The organism is Flavobacterium sp. (assembly GCF_021151785.1).
GTDB lineage: Bacteria > Bacteroidota > Bacteroidia > Flavobacteriales > Flavobacteriaceae > Flavobacterium.
The window spans coordinates 1-23,558 of the sequence record NZ_JAGKWP010000032.1 but is presented as its reverse complement, the minus strand read 5'-3'; the positions used below and the strand labels follow the sequence as shown (position 1 = coordinate 23,558).

General features: G+C 31.6%; 15 protein-coding genes. 6 read left to right on the top strand and 9 right to left on the bottom strand.

The features are described 5' to 3' along the window. Positions 1-576: 576 nt before the first annotated feature. The 3 genes from QZ824_RS05120 to QZ824_RS05110 all read right to left on the bottom strand — a co-directional run bounded on the left by QZ824_RS05120 (position 577) and on the right by QZ824_RS05110 (position 4,799). A complete protein-coding gene (locus tag QZ824_RS05120; protein WP_291274943.1) occupies positions 577-2,409 on the bottom strand; it encodes a LuxR C-terminal-related transcriptional regulator in 1,833 nt (610 codons plus the stop codon). A 177-nt stretch (positions 2,410-2,586) separates the two neighbouring features. Further along, positions 2,587-3,963 carry an OmpA family protein gene (locus tag QZ824_RS05115; RefSeq protein ID WP_291274942.1) on the bottom strand — a complete coding sequence of 459 codons (1,377 nt, stop codon included), beginning with the start codon at positions 3,961-3,963 and terminating at the stop codon, positions 2,587-2,589. A 263-nt stretch (positions 3,964-4,226) separates the two neighbouring features. After that, complete coding sequence (locus QZ824_RS05110) at positions 4,227-4,799, bottom strand: hypothetical protein (RefSeq protein ID WP_291274941.1); 573 nt, start codon at positions 4,797-4,799, stop codon at positions 4,227-4,229. A 111-nt stretch (positions 4,800-4,910) separates the two neighbouring features. On the opposite strand from QZ824_RS05110, the gene QZ824_RS05105 reads away from it, so the two are divergent. From QZ824_RS05105 to QZ824_RS05090, 4 genes are all read left to right on the top strand, one after another. Beyond that, the gene (locus QZ824_RS05105) at positions 4,911-7,715 is read left to right on the top strand and encodes a T9SS type A sorting domain-containing protein (protein WP_291274940.1); all 2,805 of its coding nucleotides are present in this window, start codon (positions 4,911-4,913) and stop codon (positions 7,713-7,715) included. Between the two features lie 11 nt (positions 7,716-7,726). Next, a complete protein-coding gene (locus QZ824_RS05100; RefSeq protein ID WP_291274939.1) occupies positions 7,727-7,939 on the top strand; it encodes a hypothetical protein in 213 nt (70 codons plus the stop codon). A gap of 88 nt (positions 7,940-8,027) precedes the next feature. Continuing rightward, the gene (locus QZ824_RS05095) at positions 8,028-15,095 is read left to right on the top strand and encodes a PKD domain-containing protein (RefSeq protein ID WP_291274938.1); all 7,068 of its coding nucleotides are present in this window, start codon (positions 8,028-8,030) and stop codon (positions 15,093-15,095) included. A gap of 10 nt (positions 15,096-15,105) precedes the next feature. Continuing rightward, on the top strand, positions 15,106-16,098 hold the full coding sequence (locus QZ824_RS05090; RefSeq protein ID WP_291274937.1) for a PorP/SprF family type IX secretion system membrane protein: 993 nt from the start codon (positions 15,106-15,108) through the stop codon (positions 16,096-16,098). Between the two features lie 32 nt (positions 16,099-16,130). Here the strand turns inward: QZ824_RS05090 and QZ824_RS05085 are convergent, their stop codons facing one another. The 3 genes from QZ824_RS05085 to QZ824_RS05075 form a co-directional block, all read right to left on the bottom strand. Further along, complete coding sequence (locus QZ824_RS05085; RefSeq protein WP_291274936.1) at positions 16,131-17,528, bottom strand: UDP-glucose 6-dehydrogenase; 1,398 nt, start codon at positions 17,526-17,528, stop codon at positions 16,131-16,133. A 78-nt stretch (positions 17,529-17,606) separates the two neighbouring features. Next, positions 17,607-18,227 (bottom strand): recombination mediator RecR, encoded by a 621-nt coding sequence (recR, locus tag QZ824_RS05080; protein WP_291274935.1) that lies wholly within the window; start codon positions 18,225-18,227, stop codon positions 17,607-17,609. Positions 18,228-18,300: 73 nt separating this feature from the next. Continuing rightward, a complete protein-coding gene (locus tag QZ824_RS05075) occupies positions 18,301-18,729 on the bottom strand; it encodes a hypothetical protein (protein ID WP_291274934.1) in 429 nt (142 codons plus the stop codon). Positions 18,730-18,911: 182 nt separating this feature from the next. Between QZ824_RS05075 and QZ824_RS05070 the strand changes: the two genes are divergently transcribed. Continuing rightward, positions 18,912-20,417, top strand: coding sequence for a sodium:solute symporter (locus QZ824_RS05070; protein WP_291274933.1), 1,506 nt, complete (start codon positions 18,912-18,914; stop codon positions 20,415-20,417). On the opposite strand, the gene QZ824_RS05065 is transcribed toward QZ824_RS05070, so the two are convergent. After that, complete coding sequence (locus tag QZ824_RS05065; protein ID WP_291274932.1) at positions 20,404-20,760, bottom strand: CoA-binding protein; 357 nt, start codon at positions 20,758-20,760, stop codon at positions 20,404-20,406. The genes QZ824_RS05070 and QZ824_RS05065 overlap by 14 nt on opposite strands. A gap of 107 nt (positions 20,761-20,867) precedes the next feature. Between QZ824_RS05065 and QZ824_RS05060 the strand changes: the two genes are divergently transcribed. Beyond that, positions 20,868-21,509 (top strand): MarC family NAAT transporter, encoded by a 642-nt coding sequence (locus QZ824_RS05060; protein WP_291274931.1) that lies wholly within the window; start codon positions 20,868-20,870, stop codon positions 21,507-21,509. Positions 21,510-21,600: 91 nt separating this feature from the next. Here QZ824_RS05060 and ctlX read toward each other — a convergent pair whose 3' ends face one another. After that, entirely contained in the window at positions 21,601-22,545 is a 945-nt protein-coding gene (ctlX, locus tag QZ824_RS05055) for a citrulline utilization hydrolase CtlX (RefSeq protein ID WP_291274930.1), read from the bottom strand. A gap of 23 nt (positions 22,546-22,568) precedes the next feature. Beyond that, complete coding sequence (locus QZ824_RS05050) at positions 22,569-23,483, bottom strand: arginine deiminase family protein (RefSeq protein WP_291274929.1); 915 nt, start codon at positions 23,481-23,483, stop codon at positions 22,569-22,571. Positions 23,484-23,558: the final 75 nt, after the last annotated feature.

Sequence of the window (23,558 nt, the reverse complement as noted above, 5' to 3'; positions counted from 1 at the left end):
ATATAGAATTTAAGGAGACTTAAAAAACATAAGTGCTTAATTATCAGTAATGTAAATAAAAAAACACACTGACTAACACTAAGAAAAAAATCATTAAAGTATTCCATTAACAATCTGTAAACTAACTATTTCCATTAACTGTTAATACTATTATACCCATTCATAACAAAATAACACGTAAAAATTAGAGCAATTAACATTACATACATGGTTAAACTGTTTTGAAGATTTGACCTATTTATTTAAAGTTGAGATTTCATACTAATCAAACAAATAAGACTAAGATATTATTATACTGATGATTATAAAAGGCCTAGTCATTTATAAAATTATAAGTATTAGTTTTACAAAAATACAAATCAGCTTGGTATTCATTTCTTTTCTTAGACAAAAATTCTATTGACCACTTAACTAGAATCATAAGAATTACTTTAACTCAGTAGTTTATGTGAACTATCAAAATAATGAAAGAGATTTAACTCTTAAACTTAAATTAAACATCGCTCAATATTATACAATCATTTACAAACACAATGATGCGTCAAATGAATTAATAGAAATATGAAAGCATAAAAACTATTTCTGGCTCAAATAAGTGACCAATTCATTATCAGAACCAATACCCATTTTTTTCCTTAACAAATACTTCTTACTAAGTACACTTTCGTAAGAAATGTTAATTAAACTTGCTATCTCTTTATTACTTAAATTTAATTTAGTCAAGATTAAAAAATCAATATCCTTTTTGGTCAAACTTGGGTAATCAATTTTTAGCGCATTAATAAAATTAGGATGCATTTTTGTGAATTTAATTTGGAATTCATTCCAATAATCTTCATTATCGAAATAGCTATTAACTTTTTTAACAATCTTATCTACTTGCTTTTTATCCTGAATCAATTCTGTAGCACTTAAAAAATCAACAATTCGAGACTTCAGCTGATACTTTTTAAGTTGCATTGCTGTTAACTCACGTTCCTTTATTTCTACTAACTCTGTTTCAACTTTTAATTTTTCTTCCAGTAAAAGCTTAGTATTCTGATGCCATTCTTTCTCTTGTGCTAATTGCGCTAATTGTAACTGTTGAATCTTATTTTTCTTTTTGTACTTATCTATAATATAATAAGATAAAATAATTAAAAAAAACACAGTCAAAAACGTTATCCATTTTTGCAAATTAGCATTTGCGAGCATTAACTCTAAATTTTTATTTTTTTGAATTTCATTTTTTATATTATACTGATTTAGCTTCTTTTGCAATTCCTCAAATGTATTTTTCTCCTCTCTTTCCTCATAAAGTTCCTCTAACTTTTTTAACACCTTATATTCCGCATCAATATTTCCTTGTTTATTTTTAATAAATGCTAAATTTTTATAATAAAATATCTCTTCTTGCAAATTAGCGTTTTCTAATATTTTAGATTGATCTAATTTTAGAACCTTATTAATTTCATCATTTTTATTTAAGTCAATTAAATTTTTCAAATAAAAAACAAAAATTTCTGTTGATAAATGAGGCATTTTATCATACATAAACTCAAATGATTGCTTTAAAAAAGGTAAAGATTTGTTTAATTCATTTCTTTTGTAGTAAAATTTACCTATTCTACTCAAACATAAATTTTCGTTTCTCTTATCTGAAACTTTTTTAAAACCAGAGAGGGCTTCATTAAAATATTTTAATGCATTACTATTGTTTAACTCACTATAACATTCTCCGATATTCATCAAAGCAACATACTTGTTTTGAATGTTATTTTCAATATCCTTACTAAAATAAGGCAAAGTCATCTTATAATACTTAATAGCATCATCAAAATCAGCTATATTGAATAATATATTTGCATGTCTAAGCTTTTGAATACTAATTAATTTTTCATCTTTAAATTTCTCTAATTTTTGAATCAAATCAGAAGAAATATCCAATGCCATACTATAATCTGACATACTATAATAAACAGAACTGATTTCACTTTCTACTTTAAAAATATTTTTTTTATCCTCCATTAACTCATAGATTTTTTTTGCCTTTGTATAATTGGTTATAGCATAATTGAAATCTCCAGCCATTTTTTGAGTATTCGCAATATTACATAAAATATTAGCTCTAGTTCTCTTTGAAATTTTTTTATCGAATGTATAAGATTTATTAAAATACCAAATAGCCTTTCTATAATTACCAGTAACCGCATAATAAATACCATAATTATTATAAGCTTTTGAAACTAGGCTATCAGGCATTTTAGATAATACTAAAATTGAATCCAGATATTGTCTAGATAATTCAGGTTGAGAAAATTGGACTTTTACAAATTCATCATAAAGTTTCTTATATCTCGAATTACTTTGTGCCAAAGAAATTGAAACAAAAAAGAAGGATACACAAATACTTAACCACTTATTATACATAGCATTAACTTTTGATTTAAATCAAAGATATTAAAAAATGACCTCTTTTTTTAAATTACCTATAAATATCCAATTAAATTAATGAATAAAAAACAATTAGAGTTGACTATCATAAACAAAAAAACACCTGCAAAATGTTTTGCAGGTGTTTGATAATTTAATATAAATCTAAAAGGATTAATCTACTTTAAAGGCTACTCTTCTAACAAGTTGTCTCGCTAACTTAGAGTTCTTAGGCACTGAATTATCTTCGCCTTTAACTACTAACTTAAGTCTCTTAGCATCTATACCAGATCTTACAATCATTTCCATTACACGCTCTGCTCTTTTTCTTGAAAGATTAATATTGTATTGATAATCACCATATTCATCTGCATAACCAATAACTTCTGCATTGGCTTTAGGATTAGCATTCAAATATTTGATTAAGAAATTAATTGCTGATATTGTACCAGTAGTTATTCTAGTTTCATCAAAATCAAAGAATACATTAACATACTGTCCATTAATCATATTCTTCATTTGGGCTAACGAATAATTATTATCACCAGAAATTAAATTATTAACTGTAGCCTGTAAATCTCCATATTTATTATTAACATAAGATTCTAACTCATCAGGCACTCCATTGTTGTTTAAATCAACAGCTCTACCTTTTGTATCAACAGCTACTCCATTTACTGTATTATTTTCAACATCCAGATAATCAGCTACTCCATCTCTATCAGTATCATTCAACATTGTCTCTAAATCCTCTATTCTTGCTAGTAAATCATTGTACTCTTTTTTAGTATCAACGTTTTCCCAGTACCAATCAGCATGTCTCTCTTTTTTTCCTAAGTATAAAGTTAATCCTGCAGAAGTTGTGTAAATCGAACCTGATCTACTCAAACTAGGATCAACATTTGATTGACCATCTAAAGCTACGTGCTGAGTTAAATTGCTAATCATCGTGTAATCTAGATTGAAAGCCAATCTTTCTGAAATTTTAATCAATAGAGTTGCCCCTCCATTTATGCTAAATAGGTTATCATAGTGATTAAAGGTAGTTGTTCCAGGTGCTTGTAAAAAAGAAAAACCTGGACCTAAATGAAATTGCAAACCAAATGTCTCTGTGAACTCTTCCCAATTCATCACTCTATGCATGTTCAAAACACCTTGAAAGGTTGTTCTGTACAGGTTATTACTAAAATCAGGACTCCCATTTTGTGCTGAGAAATTGTCATATGCAAAATCAATCATAACACCAAACTTGGTGTTAAACATTCTTCTTACATTAAAATCAAAATGGTTAAATTCTGGATTTGTAATGTAATTTGGGGTAGTTGCAGAATATCCAGGAGTGAATGGACGAATACCAATATTTGTACCAACATTTAGGTTCACAGACCATCTATTGTAATCTTTTTCCCTATCTTTGGGATGAATAGTATCTGAAACCGTCTTATTAATTACCTTGTTAGGTATATAAACAGAATCTTTTTTCTCTTGTGCAATATTTTTACAAAAAAATAACACTAAGAAAAGTACAACATACTTCTTAAAAATGTTCATAAAGATAATTTTTATTCAAATTGAGAGGGCAAAATTACTTTTTTTTATTTAAAAAATAACAAATTAATCGCAAAATAACTTATTTTTAACTTATAAATACGTAATAATCAATAGAAAAACAATTCAATTTTATACCTTATAGACCAAACAAAGTAGCTACAATCATTTACAAACACTAGGGTTTTAACAAATCACATCTTTATAAATTATTCCTTAATAAAATAATGAAAAATTAACATTGAAGAGTATTAAAAAATTACATTTTATTTCATTTTACGAATAAAATACGCAACTTTTAACCCAAAAGCCATGTAATTTGAACTACCCTTGGTTGTAAAATCAAAAGCTCTACCTAAACCTATATGAAAATTAATCATCCAATTATTTGAAAACACTCGTTGTACTCCCCAATGTCCTTCGCACATCAATATATTACTTAACTTCAATTTATCATCAAAAACTCGCTGTGTCATAAACTTACTTTGATAACCAAAATAACTACCTTGACCAAAGCTAGTAGGCAATTTTTTCGCAATTCGAATGTGCCTATTGTAATAATATTTAAGCTCTGATTTGACATAAGAAGACGGGTTGAAGACATTTTTTTCATAATGCACTCTATCATTAAGCACCTGAACACCAGCTGTCAACCCCACTCCATTATCAAGACTAAGCTTTTTCCCAACAGGCAACTCATAATTTAACCCAACACCTGTAAAACTACACTCTATTTTGAGCAAATTACCTAATTTACTACTATCTTGAGCAACATCTTGAGCAACACCCAACAAAGAAGCGCAAAGCATTGTTCCTAAAATAATTACTTTACTTTTCATCTTATCTATTTTTCTCAAATATATAAAAGTTTATTTGAAGTTAAAATTATTTTTTTTAAAAAATATTTTCTTATATTTGTAACTATTTTAACAACAACAGAAATATTTTTTATGAAAATAGTACACAAATTAATTCCTGTGTTTTTTTTATTCATTTCTCATTTAATGCTATCACAAGCTACTTTTACAAGTAAAGCAAATGGAAATTGGAATTCATCAGGGTCGTGGTTATTAAATTCTGGTACAGACGCTGACGGCATACCCGATGCAGATGACACCGTCACAATTAAAGCGCACACGATTACTGTTACTGCAAGTGTAACTTGTAGTAGTTTAACCACAGAGCCATTAGCAAACAACACTACTGGATTGAGCACAACAATAACCACAACGAATGCTGCGATAATAAATGTCAACACAAATCAACTATTAACAATATCTGGAAATTTTTTCATCAAGGCAAGTGACTCATTCAATCATACAACTATTCTAAATGGACCTGGTTCAGTACAAGCTGGATCTCTCACAATAGGAAATGACATTACTGTATCAAGTGCAAGAACCACAACACTCGCATGTAGAACTACAACTAATTTTGACATTCTGGGAAATGTAAATTTGTACACTAACGTAGTTAATTCAAACAACAATAGAGCTACTTTTAGACACGATTCTGGTGTTATTACTATCTATGGTCAAATGATAATGACTCAAGAAGACAATGGAAGTAGCACTGGATACAATAGCAATCTTGGAGTTAGACAAGGTACATTAATATTAAGAAATTCAGAACCTTTAGCATTAAACCCATTAGGGGGAACACAATTATCTCAGTTACAACCGGTTTTTAGTGGATGTACTGTTGAATACAGACCAAGCAGTGCCAACTTAACAGTTTTTAACACCAATTATAGAGATATCAAAATCAATTCAGAATACGACGTTTACAGCAATGGTTTTAACATTAATACAGGTGGTAATCTATATTTAATAAAAGGACTATTAATTGGAGGGTTTAATTTAAACACAAACACAAGTATAATTAGAAGTGGAGGCGCAACCAAAGACAGCCCAACATTAATCTCAGGTGGTATATACAACGTTACTTACGCCCAGCACTCAAGTTTAATTGTAGCTGGTAACGAATTGCTAGATACTACAACACAATTAGAATCATTAACTTTAAGCTCAACAAATGGAGTTCAGATTAACACAGTTTGTTATCCAAATCAACTTATAGTAAACGCGACTTCAAACCTAACAGGAACTGGTGATGTTCGAGTTAGAACTCTTTTCGATTTACCTGCTGCAGTCACTTTTAACACAGGGGGTATAATCACTCTTGTTTCAAACATATCAAACACCGCTAGAGTAGCTTCGTTAACCTCTAATCCAACGATTAATGGCAACGTCAATGTTGAACGCTTTTTAACAAATCAAGGTAGAAAATGGAGACTAATAACCGCACCTGTAAAAGGATCAACAAATAATACAGTTTTTAATAATTGGCAAAACAATGGTTCTACGGTAAGCGGATATGGAACAGATATTTGGGGTCCTAGTGGAAATCCAGCTAGTAATGGATTACAATTAATTACAAATTCAAGTCATAATTTAAGAAGATTTAACAACTCTACAGGTACATGGACTAGTATTACTAATACTTTTACCGAGACCCTATTTACAAGTTCATCAAACAAAGCCTTTTTACTTTTTGCAACACACCCTTATGGAGAAGCCACTGATGGTCAAGGAAATGTAAATCCTAACACTCCACAAGCAACGACAACCTTAAAAGCTACAGGGAATTTAATTACCGGAAATGTTGTATACTCAAACGTTCCATCAACTACTTATTTTATTGTAGGGAATCCGTATGCAAGCCCAATAGACTTTAAAACAATTCTAAATGATGGCTCAAACAGTGGAATTGGAAAAAAAATATGGTTTATCGACCCAACATTTGGATCATATGGAGCTTATGTAACTTGGGATGATGTTAATGGATACAGTGACTATACAACTACTAGAAATCCTGGATTGAACTCTAATCCAGCTAACCAAAGTACCATAATGCAATCAGGTGAAGCTTTCTTTGTAAAAGCTACGTCAGGAACATCTACGTTAACAATAAAGGAAACCCATAAATCAACTTCAAATACAAATTTAGTTTTCAATAGGGTTGCAAACACAGTTTCTTCTGAGCGACTAAGAGTAACTTTACACAAGGAAGAGGACAATATTTGGAACAAAAAAGATGCTGTTGTAGCTGGATTTTATTCTGGAGGAAATAATTCATACGACACTAACGATGTCCCTAAAATCAGTAACCCTAGTGAAACTTTAGCATTCTACACTGATACTCGTTCTTTGTCTTCTGAGCATAGAGCCCCTATTCAAAATAATGATTTTTTAATGCTTAGATTAACACTAACAACTGAAAATTCTAACTATAAATTGAAAATTTTCACTGAAGATTTTAGTTATACTGGACAAGCGCTATTACAAGATTTATTTCTGAATACTGTAACACCTTTTTCTGTAGACGGTAGTGTTTTTGAATATGATTTTGTTGTTACTGCTGATCCATTGAGTTCAGGTAATAGATTTAAAATTCTTTTCCAAAATACGTTAACCAATTCTACGTTTAGTCAAGAAAATAATTTTGCTATATATCCAAATCCTACGACATTTGAACAAGGGATTCATATTTCTACCAAACAACCAAGTTCAGAAATATATGAATACAGAATATATAATTGTTTAGGACAAATTGTTGAATCTAAAAAAATAACATTTGACAATCAATTAACAAACATATCATTTACTCAAAAATTGAATCAAGGCATTTATTTTCTGAACATATATGATAATCAAAATGTGTTACAATCTTCAAAATCAATATTAATAAAATAATTATTATAACTATGCTGAAAAAAATCTGTTTATTGTTTTTTCTTATACTATCTACAGCAGCAATAGCTCAAGACGAGTTTGATCCTGGTTTTGGAGAAGAAGGTAGTGGAGATGCTGCTGATGCACCAAACACTCCAATTGATAATGTAATTTTACCATTACTTGTAACAGGAATTTTTATATCTTTTTATGTTTTAAAAAAGCAAACAAAAAAATATAACTAAATCATAAAATAAAGTTAAAAAAAACAAGAACACTATACTAATTGTATAGTGTTTTTTTTTATACCTTTATTAGGTAAAACCATTGCTTATGAAACTACAACTACTCTTGAAGACTAAGTTTTGCTTACTGCTTTTAATTTCAGGCCTCTACGGTTTTGCTAGTACCTCTAGTGCTAATTTCACAACAATTCCTCAATCGGAAAATGGCATCATTAATATTTGTAAAACACAGTCAATAGTATTCACAAATACATCAACTGAAACAGACTCTAGTACATTATATAATTGGCAGTTTAACGGAGGAAATATTCAATCGTCAACTCAATATGGACCACACACAATAACATACAATACAGCAGGAACCTATATAGCAACTTTGACAATAAATGGCAGTTCATTTTATAGTGTAACAATACAAGTTAGTAATTACAATCCTAGTGCACCTCAAATTCAATTAATTGATGGTAATTTTTGGAACATAAGCTTATACAATAATCAAAACTATTTTACCTATTGTAGTAATGATGCTCTAACAACTGGGGCACTATTTTCTTTCACAACACAATCAACAGGAACGAATAGCAGTTCAATACATACATTTGAATGGGGTGATGGTCAAACAAATAGTTATATAGGAAGCAATCTTACTGATACTTTTCACTTTTATTCATCAGCAGGATATTACACTTTAACATATACTATACAAAATCCTGGTGAATGTTCAAGTCAAAAAACATTTTATCTATATATTGGTTCTATACCTACAGCAACAATAAGTGCCATGGGTATACCAACTTTATGCAACCCTGGCAGTGTAACATATAATTTGCTTTATGGTGCACAAAACACTCCTGGAACACAATATATTTTTCAAGTTAATGATGGTAGTCCTCCAATAACATTTAATCACCCACCACCATCTACAATAACACATCAATTTCTAACAAGTTCCTGTGGATCAAATTCTACAATTAACAATACAGTATATCCTAATTCGTATCAAGCATCAATAACCATCACAAATCCATGCGGAAATGGAACAAATGCAGTAGGACCAATTAATATACAATCTGCCCCTATAGCTAACTTTAGTAGAAATCCAATAAATGATACTGTTTGTGAAGGAACCACAGTAACAATGTCTGACACTACACAAGGTGGATATAATATAGGCGGTCCTCCAAATTATATTTGCACACAAAGTTATAAAAGATATTGGGTTATAACTGGTCCTGGAGGAAACATTCCTGTTAATTCGACAGGATTTATTATCAGTAATCCATATATAGCTACTGCACAAAATCTTGGTTATAATAATGCACAAAGTAACAACCCAGGAGCTTGGTTACCTTCTGCAGCAAGCGTAATAAATATCACTTTTCTAGCTCCAGGAAATTACACAATAACACTTTACACGGGATCGAACTCTTGTGGAATAAGTTCTATTTCACAAAGTTTATGCGTTAATCCTAAAGTAATTGCTGATTTTACTACAAATTCATTTTCACTGTGTGCGCCAGCATCTATTCAACTAATCAATCAATCGAGTGATGTAGGTTGTACAAATACTAACAATTATCTATGGAATATTAGCTCAAACAATTCATTAAATTGTCCAAACTACGTAGCTAATGATTGGATATTTATTAATAGTAACAATACATCTACTTCTCCACAAATTACTTTTAATTCGCCAGGAATCTATACTGTTAGTTTAACAACATCTTTAAATAATCCAACATTCGGAGCTCTATGTGCGGCTGATATAGAAACAAAAACTATAACCGTAAAAGGAAAACCAACAACAAGTCTGAATCCTACAATAATTTGCCAAGGTTCACAGCTTCAACTTAACCCAATAGTGTTTAATTGCTATGCAACAAATCCCGTTTCCTTTAATTGGGACTTTGGAAGTAATCCACCAAGTACTATATCAAGCATAAATGATCCAACTCCTACATTAACTTTTAATACACCAGGTACTTATAATTATACACTCACAATTAGTAATGAATGTGGTAGTAATAGTTACTCTAGCAGCGTAACTGTACTACCAAAGGTACATTTAAGTGCGTCAGGAATATCTGCAACCTGCGTAAATACAACTATTCAATTAAATGGTTCAATAACTGGAGGTGTTACTACTGGTAGTTGGACCGCATCTGTCAATGGCGGAACTTTTTCACCCAGTTCTACAACATTAAATGCAACATATACACCACCTATAAACTATATAGGCTCAATAACTTTTACACTAACTTCTGACAATCCTACATTACCTTGTCAACCTATCTCATCAAGCTTCTCCACTATTTTCAACACAGAAGCCACTGTTGCTGTTGGTAATTATCCTCCATTATGTAAAAACTCAACTATTTTACTTAACGGAACTATTGGTGGTGCTGCTTCGTCAGCTGTTTGGACCTCATCAAACGGAGGAACATTTTCTAATCCAAATCAACTTAATAGTAGTTTTACCCCTCCAATTGATTATACAGGAACGATTACACTAACTTTAACTACAAATGACCCTGTTGGACCATGTGACCCAGCCTCACAAAGCATAGAAATTAATGTCCTACCAAGGCCTATCTTAAACCCAATTAGCTCGTTAGTCGTTTGTAATGGAGAATTGGTAAACAATGTTATTTTCACTGGCACTGATACAACAGGATACTCTTGGAACAATTCTAACCCCCTTATTGGTTTATCCTCAAGTGGAACTGGATACTTGAATTTTACAGCTCAAAATACTACTTCGACTCCAATTACAAGTACAATTACTGTAACACCAATTAATAATTCTGGCATCACTAATTGTCAAGGAACACCTGTTCATTTTACGATTACAGTTCTACCATCGGCACAGGTGAATAATTTACCCGCATTTACTACATGCAAAAATACCAACACACCTGTTTTTTCTTTTAGCACAAATACTACTTTAGGTACCACAAGTTACGAATGGAGCAATAACAATCCATCCATCGGTTTAGCCTCAAGTGGAACAGGCTTTATACCAAGTTTTATTACGACCAATACAACCAATGCTCCTTTAGTAGCTACTATAAATGTAACCCCTACCTATATCTATAATGGAATAAATTGCACGGGTAATTCAATGTCATTCACTATTACAATATTACCTGATGCTCAGGTAAATGGAATTAACCCAATAACAGTTTGTAGCCAAACATCAACTACGCCTATAAATTTTTCGACTATTACTACTGGTGGAACTACAACTTACAATTGGAGTATCGATCAAAATTCATTAGGCCTACCAAGTAACGGAACTGGCGCAATACCAAGTTTTATACCAATAAATAATTCTAATTTACCAATAACAGCGATGGTTACTGTGAGTCCATTTTATACCTTAAATGGGGTTACTTGCTCTGGTCCCAATGAAGTTTTCAGTTTGACTATCTATCCTAAAATAGAAGTAACTCCACTCCCTAATTTAACCATTTGTGACCAAACAACAACCAATACAATTTCATTTACTTCAAACGCAACAGTAGGTGATGTTGTCTATCATTGGAATAACAATACCCCTTCTATCGGTTTAGCAAGTTCTGGAGTAGGACCAATTCCATCATTTACTAGTATTAACAATAGTTTACAACCAATTATCGCAACTCTAACAATAACACCTATCTACACATACAACAATTTTAGTTGTTCTGGATCACCAACAACATTTACTATTACTGTTCTACCAAAAGTATTGATTAACACTATTTCTGATCAAACTGTTTGCTCTGGAACCACTATCAATTTTTCATTTTCAAGTCCTAACCTGCAAGGTACAACAAGTTTTCTTTGGAATAATGACAACTCTAACATTGGACTTGGAACTTCAGGAACAGGTGATTTCCTCCAATTTATAGGGCAAAATAATACTACAACACCAATATCTGGAACCATTTCCGTTATTCCAACTTACAATTATAACAATCAAAGTTGTGTTGGCTCCCCTATTCAGTTCACAATAACTATAAACCCAAAAGGTCAAGTCAATCCAATTCCAAATCAAATCGTTTGTAATGCACAATCAACATCCGCTATAAGTTTTTCTAGCCTGAACACTATAGGAACAACTACTTATAATTGGACTAATAGCAATAGCTCTATAGGTTTAGGATCGAGTGGATCAGGTAACATTCCCTCTTTTACAGCCATAAATCAAACCCAAAGTGTTGTTACAAGCACCCTAGTTGTTACGCCAATATTTAGTTATAATGGTTATACTTGCAGCGGACCTTCTGAAACATTTGAAATTTCTGTTTCACCAAGTCCTAACGTGATTTTCTCATTAGGGAGTCAAACCCTATGCTCAGGAAGCTATTCTTCAATTGTTGAACTCAGCAGTAGTACTTCAAATGTTCAATTTCAATGGACATCTTCAAATCCTATAGGAATACAAGGTGTTGCCAACAATGGTGCTCAAATTATTCCTTCCCAACAATTAATCAACAGCACCAATTCCCCTATCTCAGTAATCTACCATGCTTATGCTAATACTTTAGATCAAAATGCTTGCCCAGGTCAAGAATATACTTATGAAATAACCGTTTTACCTAAACCTCAAATTTCAAGTACCAGTTTATTGTTGTGTAGTGGTCAAAGTTTTGAGTATTTTGCAATTAACGGAACCCCTGACAATAACACGGTTGTTCCTTCTGGAACAGTTTATACTTGGACTATTACAACTAATCCATTTGTCTCTGGAGCCTTTAATGGAAGTGGTAGTTCTATAAATCAAACCTTATTGAATACTAGCCCTTCCGTTCAAACACTTGTTTATACTATAATACCTTCTTATAATAATTGTAATGGTAGTCCATTTACCTTAACTATTACCCTATTGCCAAAGCCTGATGTTTTGTTTAGTATCTCTAATCAGGTGCTTTGTAACTCTAGTAACTCGTCTGCTGTTTTATTTAGTTCGAGCATACCTGGAACCTATCAATACACATGGACAGCTGATGTACCTATTGGTATTACAGGTGCTTTATCTAGTGGAGTAGGCAATCTTCCTAGTCAAACATTAACTAATACTACGTCTAACCCATTAACTATTATTTATCATGTTCAGGCTACCTATGAAAATGCAGGATACTCATGTACTGGCCTTGAAAGCATTTATGAAATAACTGTTAATCCAAGTATTTTAGTTTCCTCAATCATTTCGGATTATTCAGGATACCAAATAAGTGTATTCGGATACAATAACGGTTCTATTCAATTAACAATAGCAGGTGGATCAAGCAATTATACTTATCAATGGGTTGGACCTAATGGATTTAATGCTACAACTGAAGACATTTCAAATTTAGCTGCAGGGAACTACACCGTTACCCTTTCAGACGGAATTTGTCCTTCTATTATACTCCATTTTGTTTTAACACAACCTAACGAATTACAAGCTAGTACCAACTCAACAGCATTACAAGCGGTTTCTTGTTTTGGAGGTAATAATGGACAATTAGGAATTTTAATTAATCAAGAATCCGTGAGCCCTTATACCTATGAACTCTTATTGAATAGTTCTGTCATTCAAACCTTGCCAAATACTACAATTCTAAATCCTATTTTCTCCAATTTAATTGCGGGTAATTACACCGTTAAAATTACAGATGCTAATGGTGGAATTAAACTTATACCTATAATTATAAATCAACCAACACAACTTGATGCAACTTTGACCTCTACTGCTATAAGTTGTTATGGAGCCAATGATGCAAGTATTTTATTAAACATATCTGGTGGAGTTACACCCTATACTATTCAATGGAGCAATTTTGGGACAGGTGCTTTTCAAAACAATTTAGGTCCTGGCGTTTACACAATTAATATAACAGATGCGCAGGGCTGTAGTAAAACCATACAACATACTATTTCTGATTTACCTGTCTTTACCATCCAACCAGTTATTAATCAAATCACTTGTTTTGGAGCCCATAATGGAAGTATAAACCTAGGATTAATAGGCGGCCAAGCCCCCATTTCGATAGTTTGGAATGATGGCAGTGTTTCTGGAGCCATTAGAAACAATTTAGGTCCAGGAAGTTATACCGTAACTATTACAGACTTGTCGTCATGTCCTATTAACAGAACTTTTACTATAACAGAACCTCAACCTCTTCAATTGAATGGCATAGTACAACACGATTTAAATTGTAATACTAGCAATCAAGGCGCTATTGATTTGGTTATTTCAGGTGGAAGCCCTCCCTATAACATTAATTGGTCAAATGGCTCCACAACCGAAGATTTAACCGGAATTACTAATGGAAATTATGCCGTTACTGTAACAGATTCTAGAGGTTGTTCAATACAAGGTCAATATGCTGTTTTTAGACCGACTCCTTTAGTACTTACTTTAACCGTTAATACAGACGTAAATTGTCAATCGGGTCAAATTACTCATCACTTTGAAGGACATGTTCAAGGAGGTGTGCCTCCCTATCAAATTAGCTGGTCCAATGGAACTGTTTCTGGTACTTATCAAGAACAGATGAGCACAAATCAAAACGGATTAATAACCGCAACTGTTACTGATTCTAGAGGTTGTTCCAACAGCAGTAGTTACTTAATTACAAATCCAATTTTTGGTAATGCCGCTTTTACTTCTAGTTCTTATTCATTAATTCACTTTGATCAATACTCTATTGAAGACCCAGTTCAATTTACAAATTTATCCCAAGGCGACATTATAAATGTGAATTGGAATTTTGGTGACGGTCAATTTTCAACGGAACTCCATCCTAGTCACGTCTATTTGAGTGAAGGCACATATACGATAACCCTACATGTAAATTATGCTTTTGGTTGTTCAGATGAATTTAGTACAACAATTACTATTACAAAAGGCTATAAATTAATCATGCCTACAGGATTTACAGCCAATGATGATCAAATTAATGATCGCTTTATTCCTGCTTTTGAAGGGCTAAATAATTTAGAACTCTCTATTTATGATAGTTGGGGTAACATGATATATTCTGAAAAAGGAGAAAATATTGCCGGATGGGATGGTAAAATAAATTCAATTACTGCAGAAAATGGCAATTATTTTTACAAGTTTACAGCTACTACTTTCTATAATAAAAAAATTGAACAAAGTGGTCCTTTTGTCTTAATCAAATAAAGAAGTGTACATGAAAATTATTAAGTTTTTTATTGTTGTTTTTTTCAGCCCAATTATAGCATGTGCTCAAGATCCAATTTTTACTCAATTTTTTTTAGTCCCAGAATCTAAAAACCCGAGTTTTACTGGATTTCTAGAAACCACTAGTGCTGGTCTTATACATCGTTCGCAATGGACCAGTTTAGATTTTAAAGTTGATACCGATTATGCTTATGTAAGCACTTGGTTAGAAAAAAGTAAAAGTGGTCTGGGTGTAAATTTTTTAAATCATCGTGAAAATTTTACAGGTTATAATTTTATTCAAGCTAATGCAAGCTATTCTTATCTTGTAGAATTAGATTATGAATGGAGTTTTAGACCAGGAATTGAAGTAGGCTATGGCAGTAAAAGTTATGGCTTTCAGAATGTGTTATTAAGAGATCAAATTAATATTTCAAATGAGACTATTTCGCCAACAAGTATTGATCCACTTCAAGTAAATAATAGAATTCAATTTTTAGATATTTCAACAGGATTATTATTCTACAATGAGGCTTATTGGATAGGTTGTTCTATAAAGCATTTGAATAAACCGAATATATCAATGGCAGCGGAAGGAAATATTCCTTTAGATATGTTTTATTCTATTTCAACTGGTTATGAATTCAAAATCTCTGACTTTATAAGCACTACTTTTTTGCCATTTGAAACAAAGATGTTAATTACTGGAAATTTCATGAATCAAGGCGCTTATAATAGACTTGATCTTGCAAGTTCACTTATTTTTAATCAATTTACAATTGGCTCAAGTTTAACCGCTAATCCAGTTAGAAGAACAGATGCAAGTCATTTAATAACCTCTGTTAACTTTTTTAGTGGATTACAATATGAACATTTTAAAGTTGGTTTTTCATATGATTTAAACACAACAAAAATTGGCAGAACAGGTGGTATTTTTGAGTTAGGCCTGGTCTACCAATTTGATATTGAAGCAAGAAGATGCTTTGGTTGCCCTAATTATTAATTTAGGACTACCGTATTGTAATTTAGAAAATTTTAAATTTCGTTTACACCAATTCCGTGATATTTAAATCCAATATCTTCTAATGCTTTTTTATCTAAAATATTTCTGCCATCGAAAACAAAGGCCGGTTTAAGCATATTATCATAAATCTGTTTCCAATCATATGATTTGAATTCATCCCATTCTGTAAGTATTGCTATGGCATGAGCATTTTTACATGCTTCATATGGATTTGCTACTGATTTTACAGCATTTTTATTTTCTTCTTCTGTCCTTGTATTTAAGTAATTCAAATCAAATTGAATTTGCTCTTGTCCTACTTTTGGATCAAAAACTACAATTTCCGCTTGCTCATTTACCAAATCATCTGCAACATATATTGCTGCCGATTCTCTTGTATCATTGGTATCCTTTTTAAATGCCCAACCTAAGAAAGCTATTTTCTTACCTGAAACAGTATTATATAATGTACTAATTATGTTTTTGGCAAATCTTCTTTTTTGATGGTCATTCATAATAATTACTTGTTCCCAATAATCAGCCACTTCATGCAATCCATAGGATTTAGCTATATATACAAGATTAAGTATATCTTTTTGAAAACATGAACCTCCAAAACCAACAGAAGCCTTTAAAAACTTGGGACCAATTCGACTGTCTAATCCAATAGCTTTAGCCACTTCATTCACATTAGCACCGGTTCTTTCACAAAGCTCACTAAGTGCATTAATTGAGGAAACACGTTGTGCCAAAAAAGCATTGGCTGTCAATTTTGATAATTCTGAGGACCAAACATTAGTGGTTAAAATTCGATCTTTAGGAACCCAATTTGCATAAACATCGACTAACTGCTGTATAGCTTTTTGCCCTTCGGGTGTTGTATCTCCACCGATTAAAACTCTATCAGGAGCAAATAAATCTTCAATTGCTGTTCCTTCAGCTAAAAACTCTGGATTAGATAAAATTTGAAATTGAGCGCCATTCCCTGTATTATCCAAAATATCCTTAATAGCACTTGCCGTTCTTACTGGTAGTGTGGATTTCTCAACTACAATTTTATCATTTTTTGCCACTCTAGCAATTTGACGAGCACACAACTCAATATATTTCAAATCAGCAGCCATACCTTTGCCTATACCGTAAGTTTTAGTGGGAGTGTTAACTGAAATAAAAATCATATCTGCTTCATCAATCGCTTGATCTACCTCTGTAGAAAAGAATAAATTTCTACCTCTAGCTTCAGCAACTACTTGACTCAACCCTGGCTCATAAATGGGAATTTTGTTTACATCTGGATCATTCCAAGCTGCTATTCTTTTCTCGTTCAAATCCACAACTGTCACTTTAATATGTGGACATCTTTGAGCAATCACCGCCATTGTTGGCCCACCAACATATCCTGCTCCAATACAACAAATATTTTTAATCATCTCTTTAGTTTGATTTTTTAATGTTATTAGCTTATGTTTTTAAAAGTAAAATTACTACTTTTTTTATTTTAATTTTATTTAAACTTGTTTAATAGCTTTTTCAAAAGGAATTCTATGTAATAAACTTCTACCGAGTGTTACTTCATCTGCATATTCTAATTCATCTCCCACAGCAATTCCCCTAGCAATAGTTGAAATTTTAACATCCCAATCCTTAACTTGTTTGTAAATATAAAAATTGGTCGTATCTCCTTCCATTGTTGAACTTAAAGCAAAAATCAACTCTTCTACTTCTCCTTTTTTTACTTTATCAATTAACGAAGTTATTTGCAATTGACTTGGTCCAATTCCATCAATAGGAGAGATCTTCCCACCTAAAACATGATATACTCCTTTAAAAATATTTGTATTCTCGATAGCCATCACATCACGAACATCTTCTACCACACAAATGACATGCTTATCTCTAGTTTCATTATTACAAATTTCACATATATCTACATCTGAAATATTATGACAAGATTTACAGAACTTTATTTCGCTTCTCATTTGTAACAATGCTTCTGTCAAATGAAATGTTTGCTCATTCGGTTGTTTTAATAAGTGTAAAACCAAACGAAGCGCTGTTCTTTTACCAATTCCTGGCAACATCGCAACTTCATTCACCGCATTCTCAAGTAATTTTGACGAAAATTCCATAACGCAAATGTACTAAAAAAGTAAAACCTACCTGAAAAAACAGATAGGTTTTATACTTTTTTTTCATCCTACATTATTTACTAATTTTTGCCGACAATATAGCTTTTCTTGCTTCTTTGCTAAACTTATCTTTAGCATTTAATTCGTAAAGTGAGGTGACCATAATACAGGATTGTTCAGATGCTTTTTTTACTAAAAACTCCATAAAAACTTCTTTTCCTTTATCATCAGTCATTACACCTGTAAAGAATATTATTTTTTCACCATTTTCTATATACTCCCCTTTTTTAACCTGTTTTAATTCTTCATTTGGCGCGTCATTTTCTAATTCAACCTTCATTTCTTCGTACTTTTGAGAAACTTCTACAGCCATTAAAACCGCCTTAGGTATTTCAGAAAAATATACATTCCTCTCATTCTTGGGATACAAGGTCTTGTCAAACTTCATATCAATGCTCACCTGTGACATCAATTCTTCATCACTCTCCTCTTCTTGTGCCACAACTGAAGTTGTACTAAACAAGAATGACAAAATAATAAATATGTACTGTTTTACCATTTTCTCAAAAGATTTTAATTTTACTTCCCTACATGGATATGAGATTTTTTTATTGACTTATCAAATTTAACTAAATATATTAATGAATTGTATTATTCTTCTATTTTTGTAAAAAATATTTTGACATGCAACCTATAACCATACTTGCTTTTTTTATTTCATATTTCATCGTTTTATTTGCGCTCTCTACTTATATGAGCCGAAAAGACGGAAGCAGCAACGCTTCTTTTTTTAAAGCCAATAAACAATCTCCTTGGTATTTGGTTGCTTTTGGAATGATTGGAACCGCACTGTCTGGTGTTACTTTTATATCTGTACCTGGAGAAGTAGGCGCTGAAGCTGGACAACAGTTCAAATACTTTCAGTTTGTTATTGGAAATGCGATTGGATTTATCATAGTTGCTACTGTATTACTCCCTTTGTATTACCGTATGAATTTAACCTCCATTTATGGATATATTGAACAACGACTAGGTTATTATAGTTACAAGACAGCCTCATTCATTTTTTTATTAAGTAGAACTATTGGTTCTGCTTTTAGATTGTATTTAGTAGTTATTGTTTTGCAACATTTTGTCTTTGATTTTTTTAAAATACCTTTTGCTTTTACTGTACTTTTAAGTTTAGGATTAATATTTGCTTACACGTACAAAGGAGGCCTTAAAACTATTATTGTGACAGATACGCTACAAACTTTCTTTTTAGTAGGTTCTGTTTTTTTTACCATCTATTTCATTTGTAACCATTTGAATCTAGGACTAGTGGACGCTTTTGAAACGGTAAAAAATAGTTCGTACTCAAAAATCTTCTTCTTTGAAAACTTTATGACCAATAAATTTCATTTTGTAAAACAAATCTTAGGAGGAATGTTTGTTACGATTACTATGGTAGGACTTGACCAAGATCTCATGCAAAAAAATTTAAGTTGTAAAAATATTAAAGAAGCTCAAAAAAACATGTTTACTTTTACAGGTATTTTTGTTGTAATTAACTTATTTTTCTTAAGTGTTGGTGCTTTACTTTACCTTTATGCTACTAAAAATGGGATTGAAGTTCCTACAGAATTAGTGAATGGAAAAACTATTACTCGGACAGATTATTTATTCCCCGAAATTGCTTTTAATCACTTTTCATTGGTTCCTGCAGTTGTTTTTTTACTTGGACTTACTGCTGCAACTTTTGCTACAACTGATTCCGCACTAACTGCATTAACCACATCTTTTTGTATTGATTTTTTAGGAATGGAAAAAAAAGAAGAAACCAAAGCAACAATTAAAACCAGACATTTAGTCCATTTGGCTTTTTCATTTATTTTATTTTTGGTGATAATTCTTTTTAAGTCCATTAATGATCAATCCGTTGTTACTATGATTTTTGTACTTGCAAGTTATACTTATGGACCGCTTCTTGGGTTATTTTCATTTGGACTACTGGTTAAAAACAAAGATGTAAAAGACAAATTTGTGCCTTACATTTGTTTTTTATCTCCATTAGCAACGTTTTTGATTAGTAAAAATTCAACTGCTTTATTTGGTAATTACGTTTTCGATAATGAATTAATTATAGTAAACGGATTAATAACCTTTGTTGGTTTATTAATTATTAGCAAAAGAAAAATTAATATTGATTAGTTGCTAACAATACGAGTGTACAAGCCGTTTCATATTGAATATGATTTTGCTCCAGAATAGCGTAGAATTCTGGATTTTCAGTTCCCGGATTAAAAATGACTCTTCTTGGTTGTAGCGAAACTATATATTCGTAATAACTTTCTTGAATCTGAGGATTTATATATAATGTAACCGTATCCACTCCTTTAAAAGGTTTTTTTTCTGTTTCAATAGTTACGTCCAAAGCCATCCCTAGTTTTGACCCAATGGCAACAACTTGGTGACTTTTATCTATTAAACTATGAATAGCCTTGTAAGCATATCGTTCTTTATTTGTGGTAGCACCAATTACTAATGTTTTCATCTTTAACAATCTTTTTCTAAAATTACTAAATCTTTTTTAATTTACATTTATTTAATTGTAATTTAAGTTTTATATTTGGATAAGCAGATACTTTTACAAAAAAAACAATGGAAAATTTCATTTACTTAGCAGTTGCTTTATTTTCTGTATTAAACCCTATAGGTACTATACCAATCTTCGTTGGATTGACTCAAGGATATACCAAAAATGAGCGAAGTAATGTTGCGCTAACGGCTTCTATTAATGTATGTATCATCCTTTTAATCTCCTTTTTTATTGGACAATATGTTTTAACTTTTTTTGGTATTACTATAAACGCATTGCGAATTGCGGGAGGAATTATCATTACCAATTCTGGATTTTCACTTTTAAATGGTAAGTTTAGTAAAAATAAAGGGATTAACAAAAAAGTTGAAAAAGAGATTCAAGAACGCCAACATATTGCTTTGACCCCTCTAGCTATGCCAATGTTAGCTGGACCTGGTTCGATTTCATTATTAATAGCCTATTATAAAGAGTTAGAGACTTCTAACAACATGATTACTACTGTAGAAATCATTAGTGCTATTAGTGCCATGTTAGCCGTTGCAATCTTGATTTTCATCATTCTGAGAAGTGCTCATTATTTAGCTAACATCTTAGGATCTTCTGGTATTGTAGCCATTTCTAGAATAATTGGATTTTTAACAATTGCTATTGGAATTCAATATATTATTAGTGCTGTTTTATCGATAATTAGAGGCATTTAAATCAAATCAATACAAAATAAAACATGCCCCAAAACACTTAACTTTTGGGGCATGATTATATTCCAATTAAGATTCTTATATTTTAGTTTTTTTATTCGGCATTTGAAGTGGGTAAAAATACTTCAGCCATCATACATCTAGCACTTCCTCCACCACACGCTTCGATAATGTCTAAACTTGCATGTAAAATTTCGCAATGCTTTTCAATTTTAGTTATTTGCTCTTTTGTTAACGATTGATAAGCTGAATTACTCATTACCAAATATCGTTTATCATCTGCTCCACGAACTTGCAGCATATTTCCAGCAAAATTATTTACTTGCTCCTCTGTAATTAAAATAATTTCCTTACCATCTGATTTAAGATTTTCTAACACCATTTTTCGCTCTTGTTTATCATCTATACAATCTGCGCAAATGACTGCAAAGGTTTCAGCAATACACATCATTACATTCGTGTGATAAATATGCTTTCTTTCGTTATTGACTGTTTGAAAAGCTTCAAAAATAATGGGACTCATGTCAAAATCTTCACAGAACTCAATAAACAATTCTTCATCAGCTCTTGGTGACAAAGCACAATAAGCTTTATTATTTTCTCGATCTAAAATAATACTACCAGTACCTTCTAAGAAAATATTATCCTCTTCAGCAGAAGTATAATCCATAATTTCTGCAATCTCAAAACCAGCTTCTTCGATAGTATCTAAAATATCTTCTCTTCGTTCCAATCTCCTATTTTCGGCAAACATAGGATACAAAACTACATCTCCTGTTTCATGAAATGAGATCCAGTTGTTAGGAAACAAACTATCTGGTGTATCTGGTTCTTTTGTATCTTGAATAACAATTACTTGAATACCAACACTTCGAAGTTTTTCCACATAAGCATCAAATTCTTGCTGCGCTCTGAAATTTACCGTCTCTGGTGTTAAATCATCTAACACTTTTTGATAATAATTATTAACAGCTGTTTGTTCATTCATCCTAAAAGCTATAGGACGAATCATAAGTATTGTATTTGTCGTTTGTCTCATCTTTTTTTTTAAATTTTTCAGCATTAATCTCTAATCAAAGGTAATGTTGAACATCTCAACAATCCTTCTTGCTTTGCTATTTCTGCGTAAGGAATCTCCTCCACGATAAACCCTTGCTCTCTTAACCAAGTATTTAATCTAGTAAAGTTTTTTTCAGAAACAACTACGTCTGGAGCGATAGAAAAAACATTAGAATTCATATGATACATTTCCTCTCGTTCAATATGAAATAAGTTCTCTTTACCAAAAAGATTTACCAAAAACAAATAATCCGCTTCTTCTCTAAATCCACTTTTGTAAATAATTCCTTTGTTAGTACCTACAGGTTGAAAACAACAATCTAAATGTAGCGCATTGTCTCTTGGTTCAATCTTTGATTTTACCAAATCAAATTCTTTTACAATTTTATCAGGAAACAATTGTTTTATAAACTCAACACCTTCCATATTCGTTCTTGCAGTTATGTAATCTTTGTAATCAGAACCTTTATATGTACCTATAAAAATATAATCATTCCAAGGCATTACATCTCCACCTTCTATATGTACCTCATCAGGTGGACGCACTACTTTATTAGGATCCATTTGATCTATTACATATTGAATTGCCTCTAATTCTCTTTCTCTATCAGGAAGGATATTGGCTTTGACAAAAACATCTTCGATGACAAAACCAATATCTCGGGAAAAAATTTGGTTGTAATTTTCGATAATTTCTGGTCGATATACTTTGACATCATATTTTTGAAATACTTGATAAAAGGCCTCCATTTCTTTTACCATATCAGCCTCAATAGGATATGTCCCAGCTTTGATATGTTCTAACGATTTAGGATCATAGGCCTCCTCAATTGTTGGTGTAGGGCCATTACTCACAGCTGTACCTAAAACAACTGCTCTTAATCTTGAAGTTTCGTTTTTTATATTTAACGCTAACATAAAGGTTGGTTTTTGGCAAATATAACTAATTGCACCGAAAAGAAAATATTTAAATTTTTACGAATTCATTAATTT

Excerpts from the sequence above, each read along its gene's own strand:
- QZ824_RS05120 (WP_291274943.1), bottom strand. The coding sequence starts at position 2,409 with ATGTATAATAAGTGGTTAAGTATTTGTGTATCCTTCTTTTTTGTTTCA.
- QZ824_RS05115 (WP_291274942.1), bottom strand. The coding sequence starts at position 3,963 with ATGAACATTTTTAAGAAGTATGTTGTACTTTTCTTAGTGTTATTTTTT.
- QZ824_RS05110 (WP_291274941.1), bottom strand. The coding sequence starts at position 4,799 with ATGAAAAGTAAAGTAATTATTTTAGGAACAATGCTTTGCGCTTCTTTG.
- QZ824_RS05105 (WP_291274940.1), top strand. The coding sequence starts at position 4,911 with ATGAAAATAGTACACAAATTAATTCCTGTGTTTTTTTTATTCATTTCT.
- QZ824_RS05100 (WP_291274939.1), top strand. The coding sequence starts at position 7,727 with ATGCTGAAAAAAATCTGTTTATTGTTTTTTCTTATACTATCTACAGCA.
- QZ824_RS05095 (WP_291274938.1), top strand. The coding sequence starts at position 8,028 with ATGAAACTACAACTACTCTTGAAGACTAAGTTTTGCTTACTGCTTTTA.
- QZ824_RS05090 (WP_291274937.1), top strand. The coding sequence starts at position 15,106 with ATGAAAATTATTAAGTTTTTTATTGTTGTTTTTTTCAGCCCAATTATA.
- QZ824_RS05085 (WP_291274936.1), bottom strand. The coding sequence starts at position 17,528 with ATGATTAAAAATATTTGTTGTATTGGAGCAGGATATGTTGGTGGGCCA.
- recR (WP_291274935.1), bottom strand. The coding sequence starts at position 18,227 with ATGGAATTTTCGTCAAAATTACTTGAGAATGCGGTGAATGAAGTTGCG.
- QZ824_RS05070 (WP_291274933.1), top strand. The coding sequence starts at position 18,912 with ATGCAACCTATAACCATACTTGCTTTTTTTATTTCATATTTCATCGTT.
- QZ824_RS05065 (WP_291274932.1), bottom strand. The coding sequence starts at position 20,760 with ATGAAAACATTAGTAATTGGTGCTACCACAAATAAAGAACGATATGCT.
- QZ824_RS05060 (WP_291274931.1), top strand. The coding sequence starts at position 20,868 with ATGGAAAATTTCATTTACTTAGCAGTTGCTTTATTTTCTGTATTAAAC.
- ctlX (WP_291274930.1), bottom strand. The coding sequence starts at position 22,545 with ATGAGACAAACGACAAATACAATACTTATGATTCGTCCTATAGCTTTT.
- QZ824_RS05050 (WP_291274929.1), bottom strand. The coding sequence starts at position 23,483 with ATGTTAGCGTTAAATATAAAAAACGAAACTTCAAGATTAAGAGCAGTT.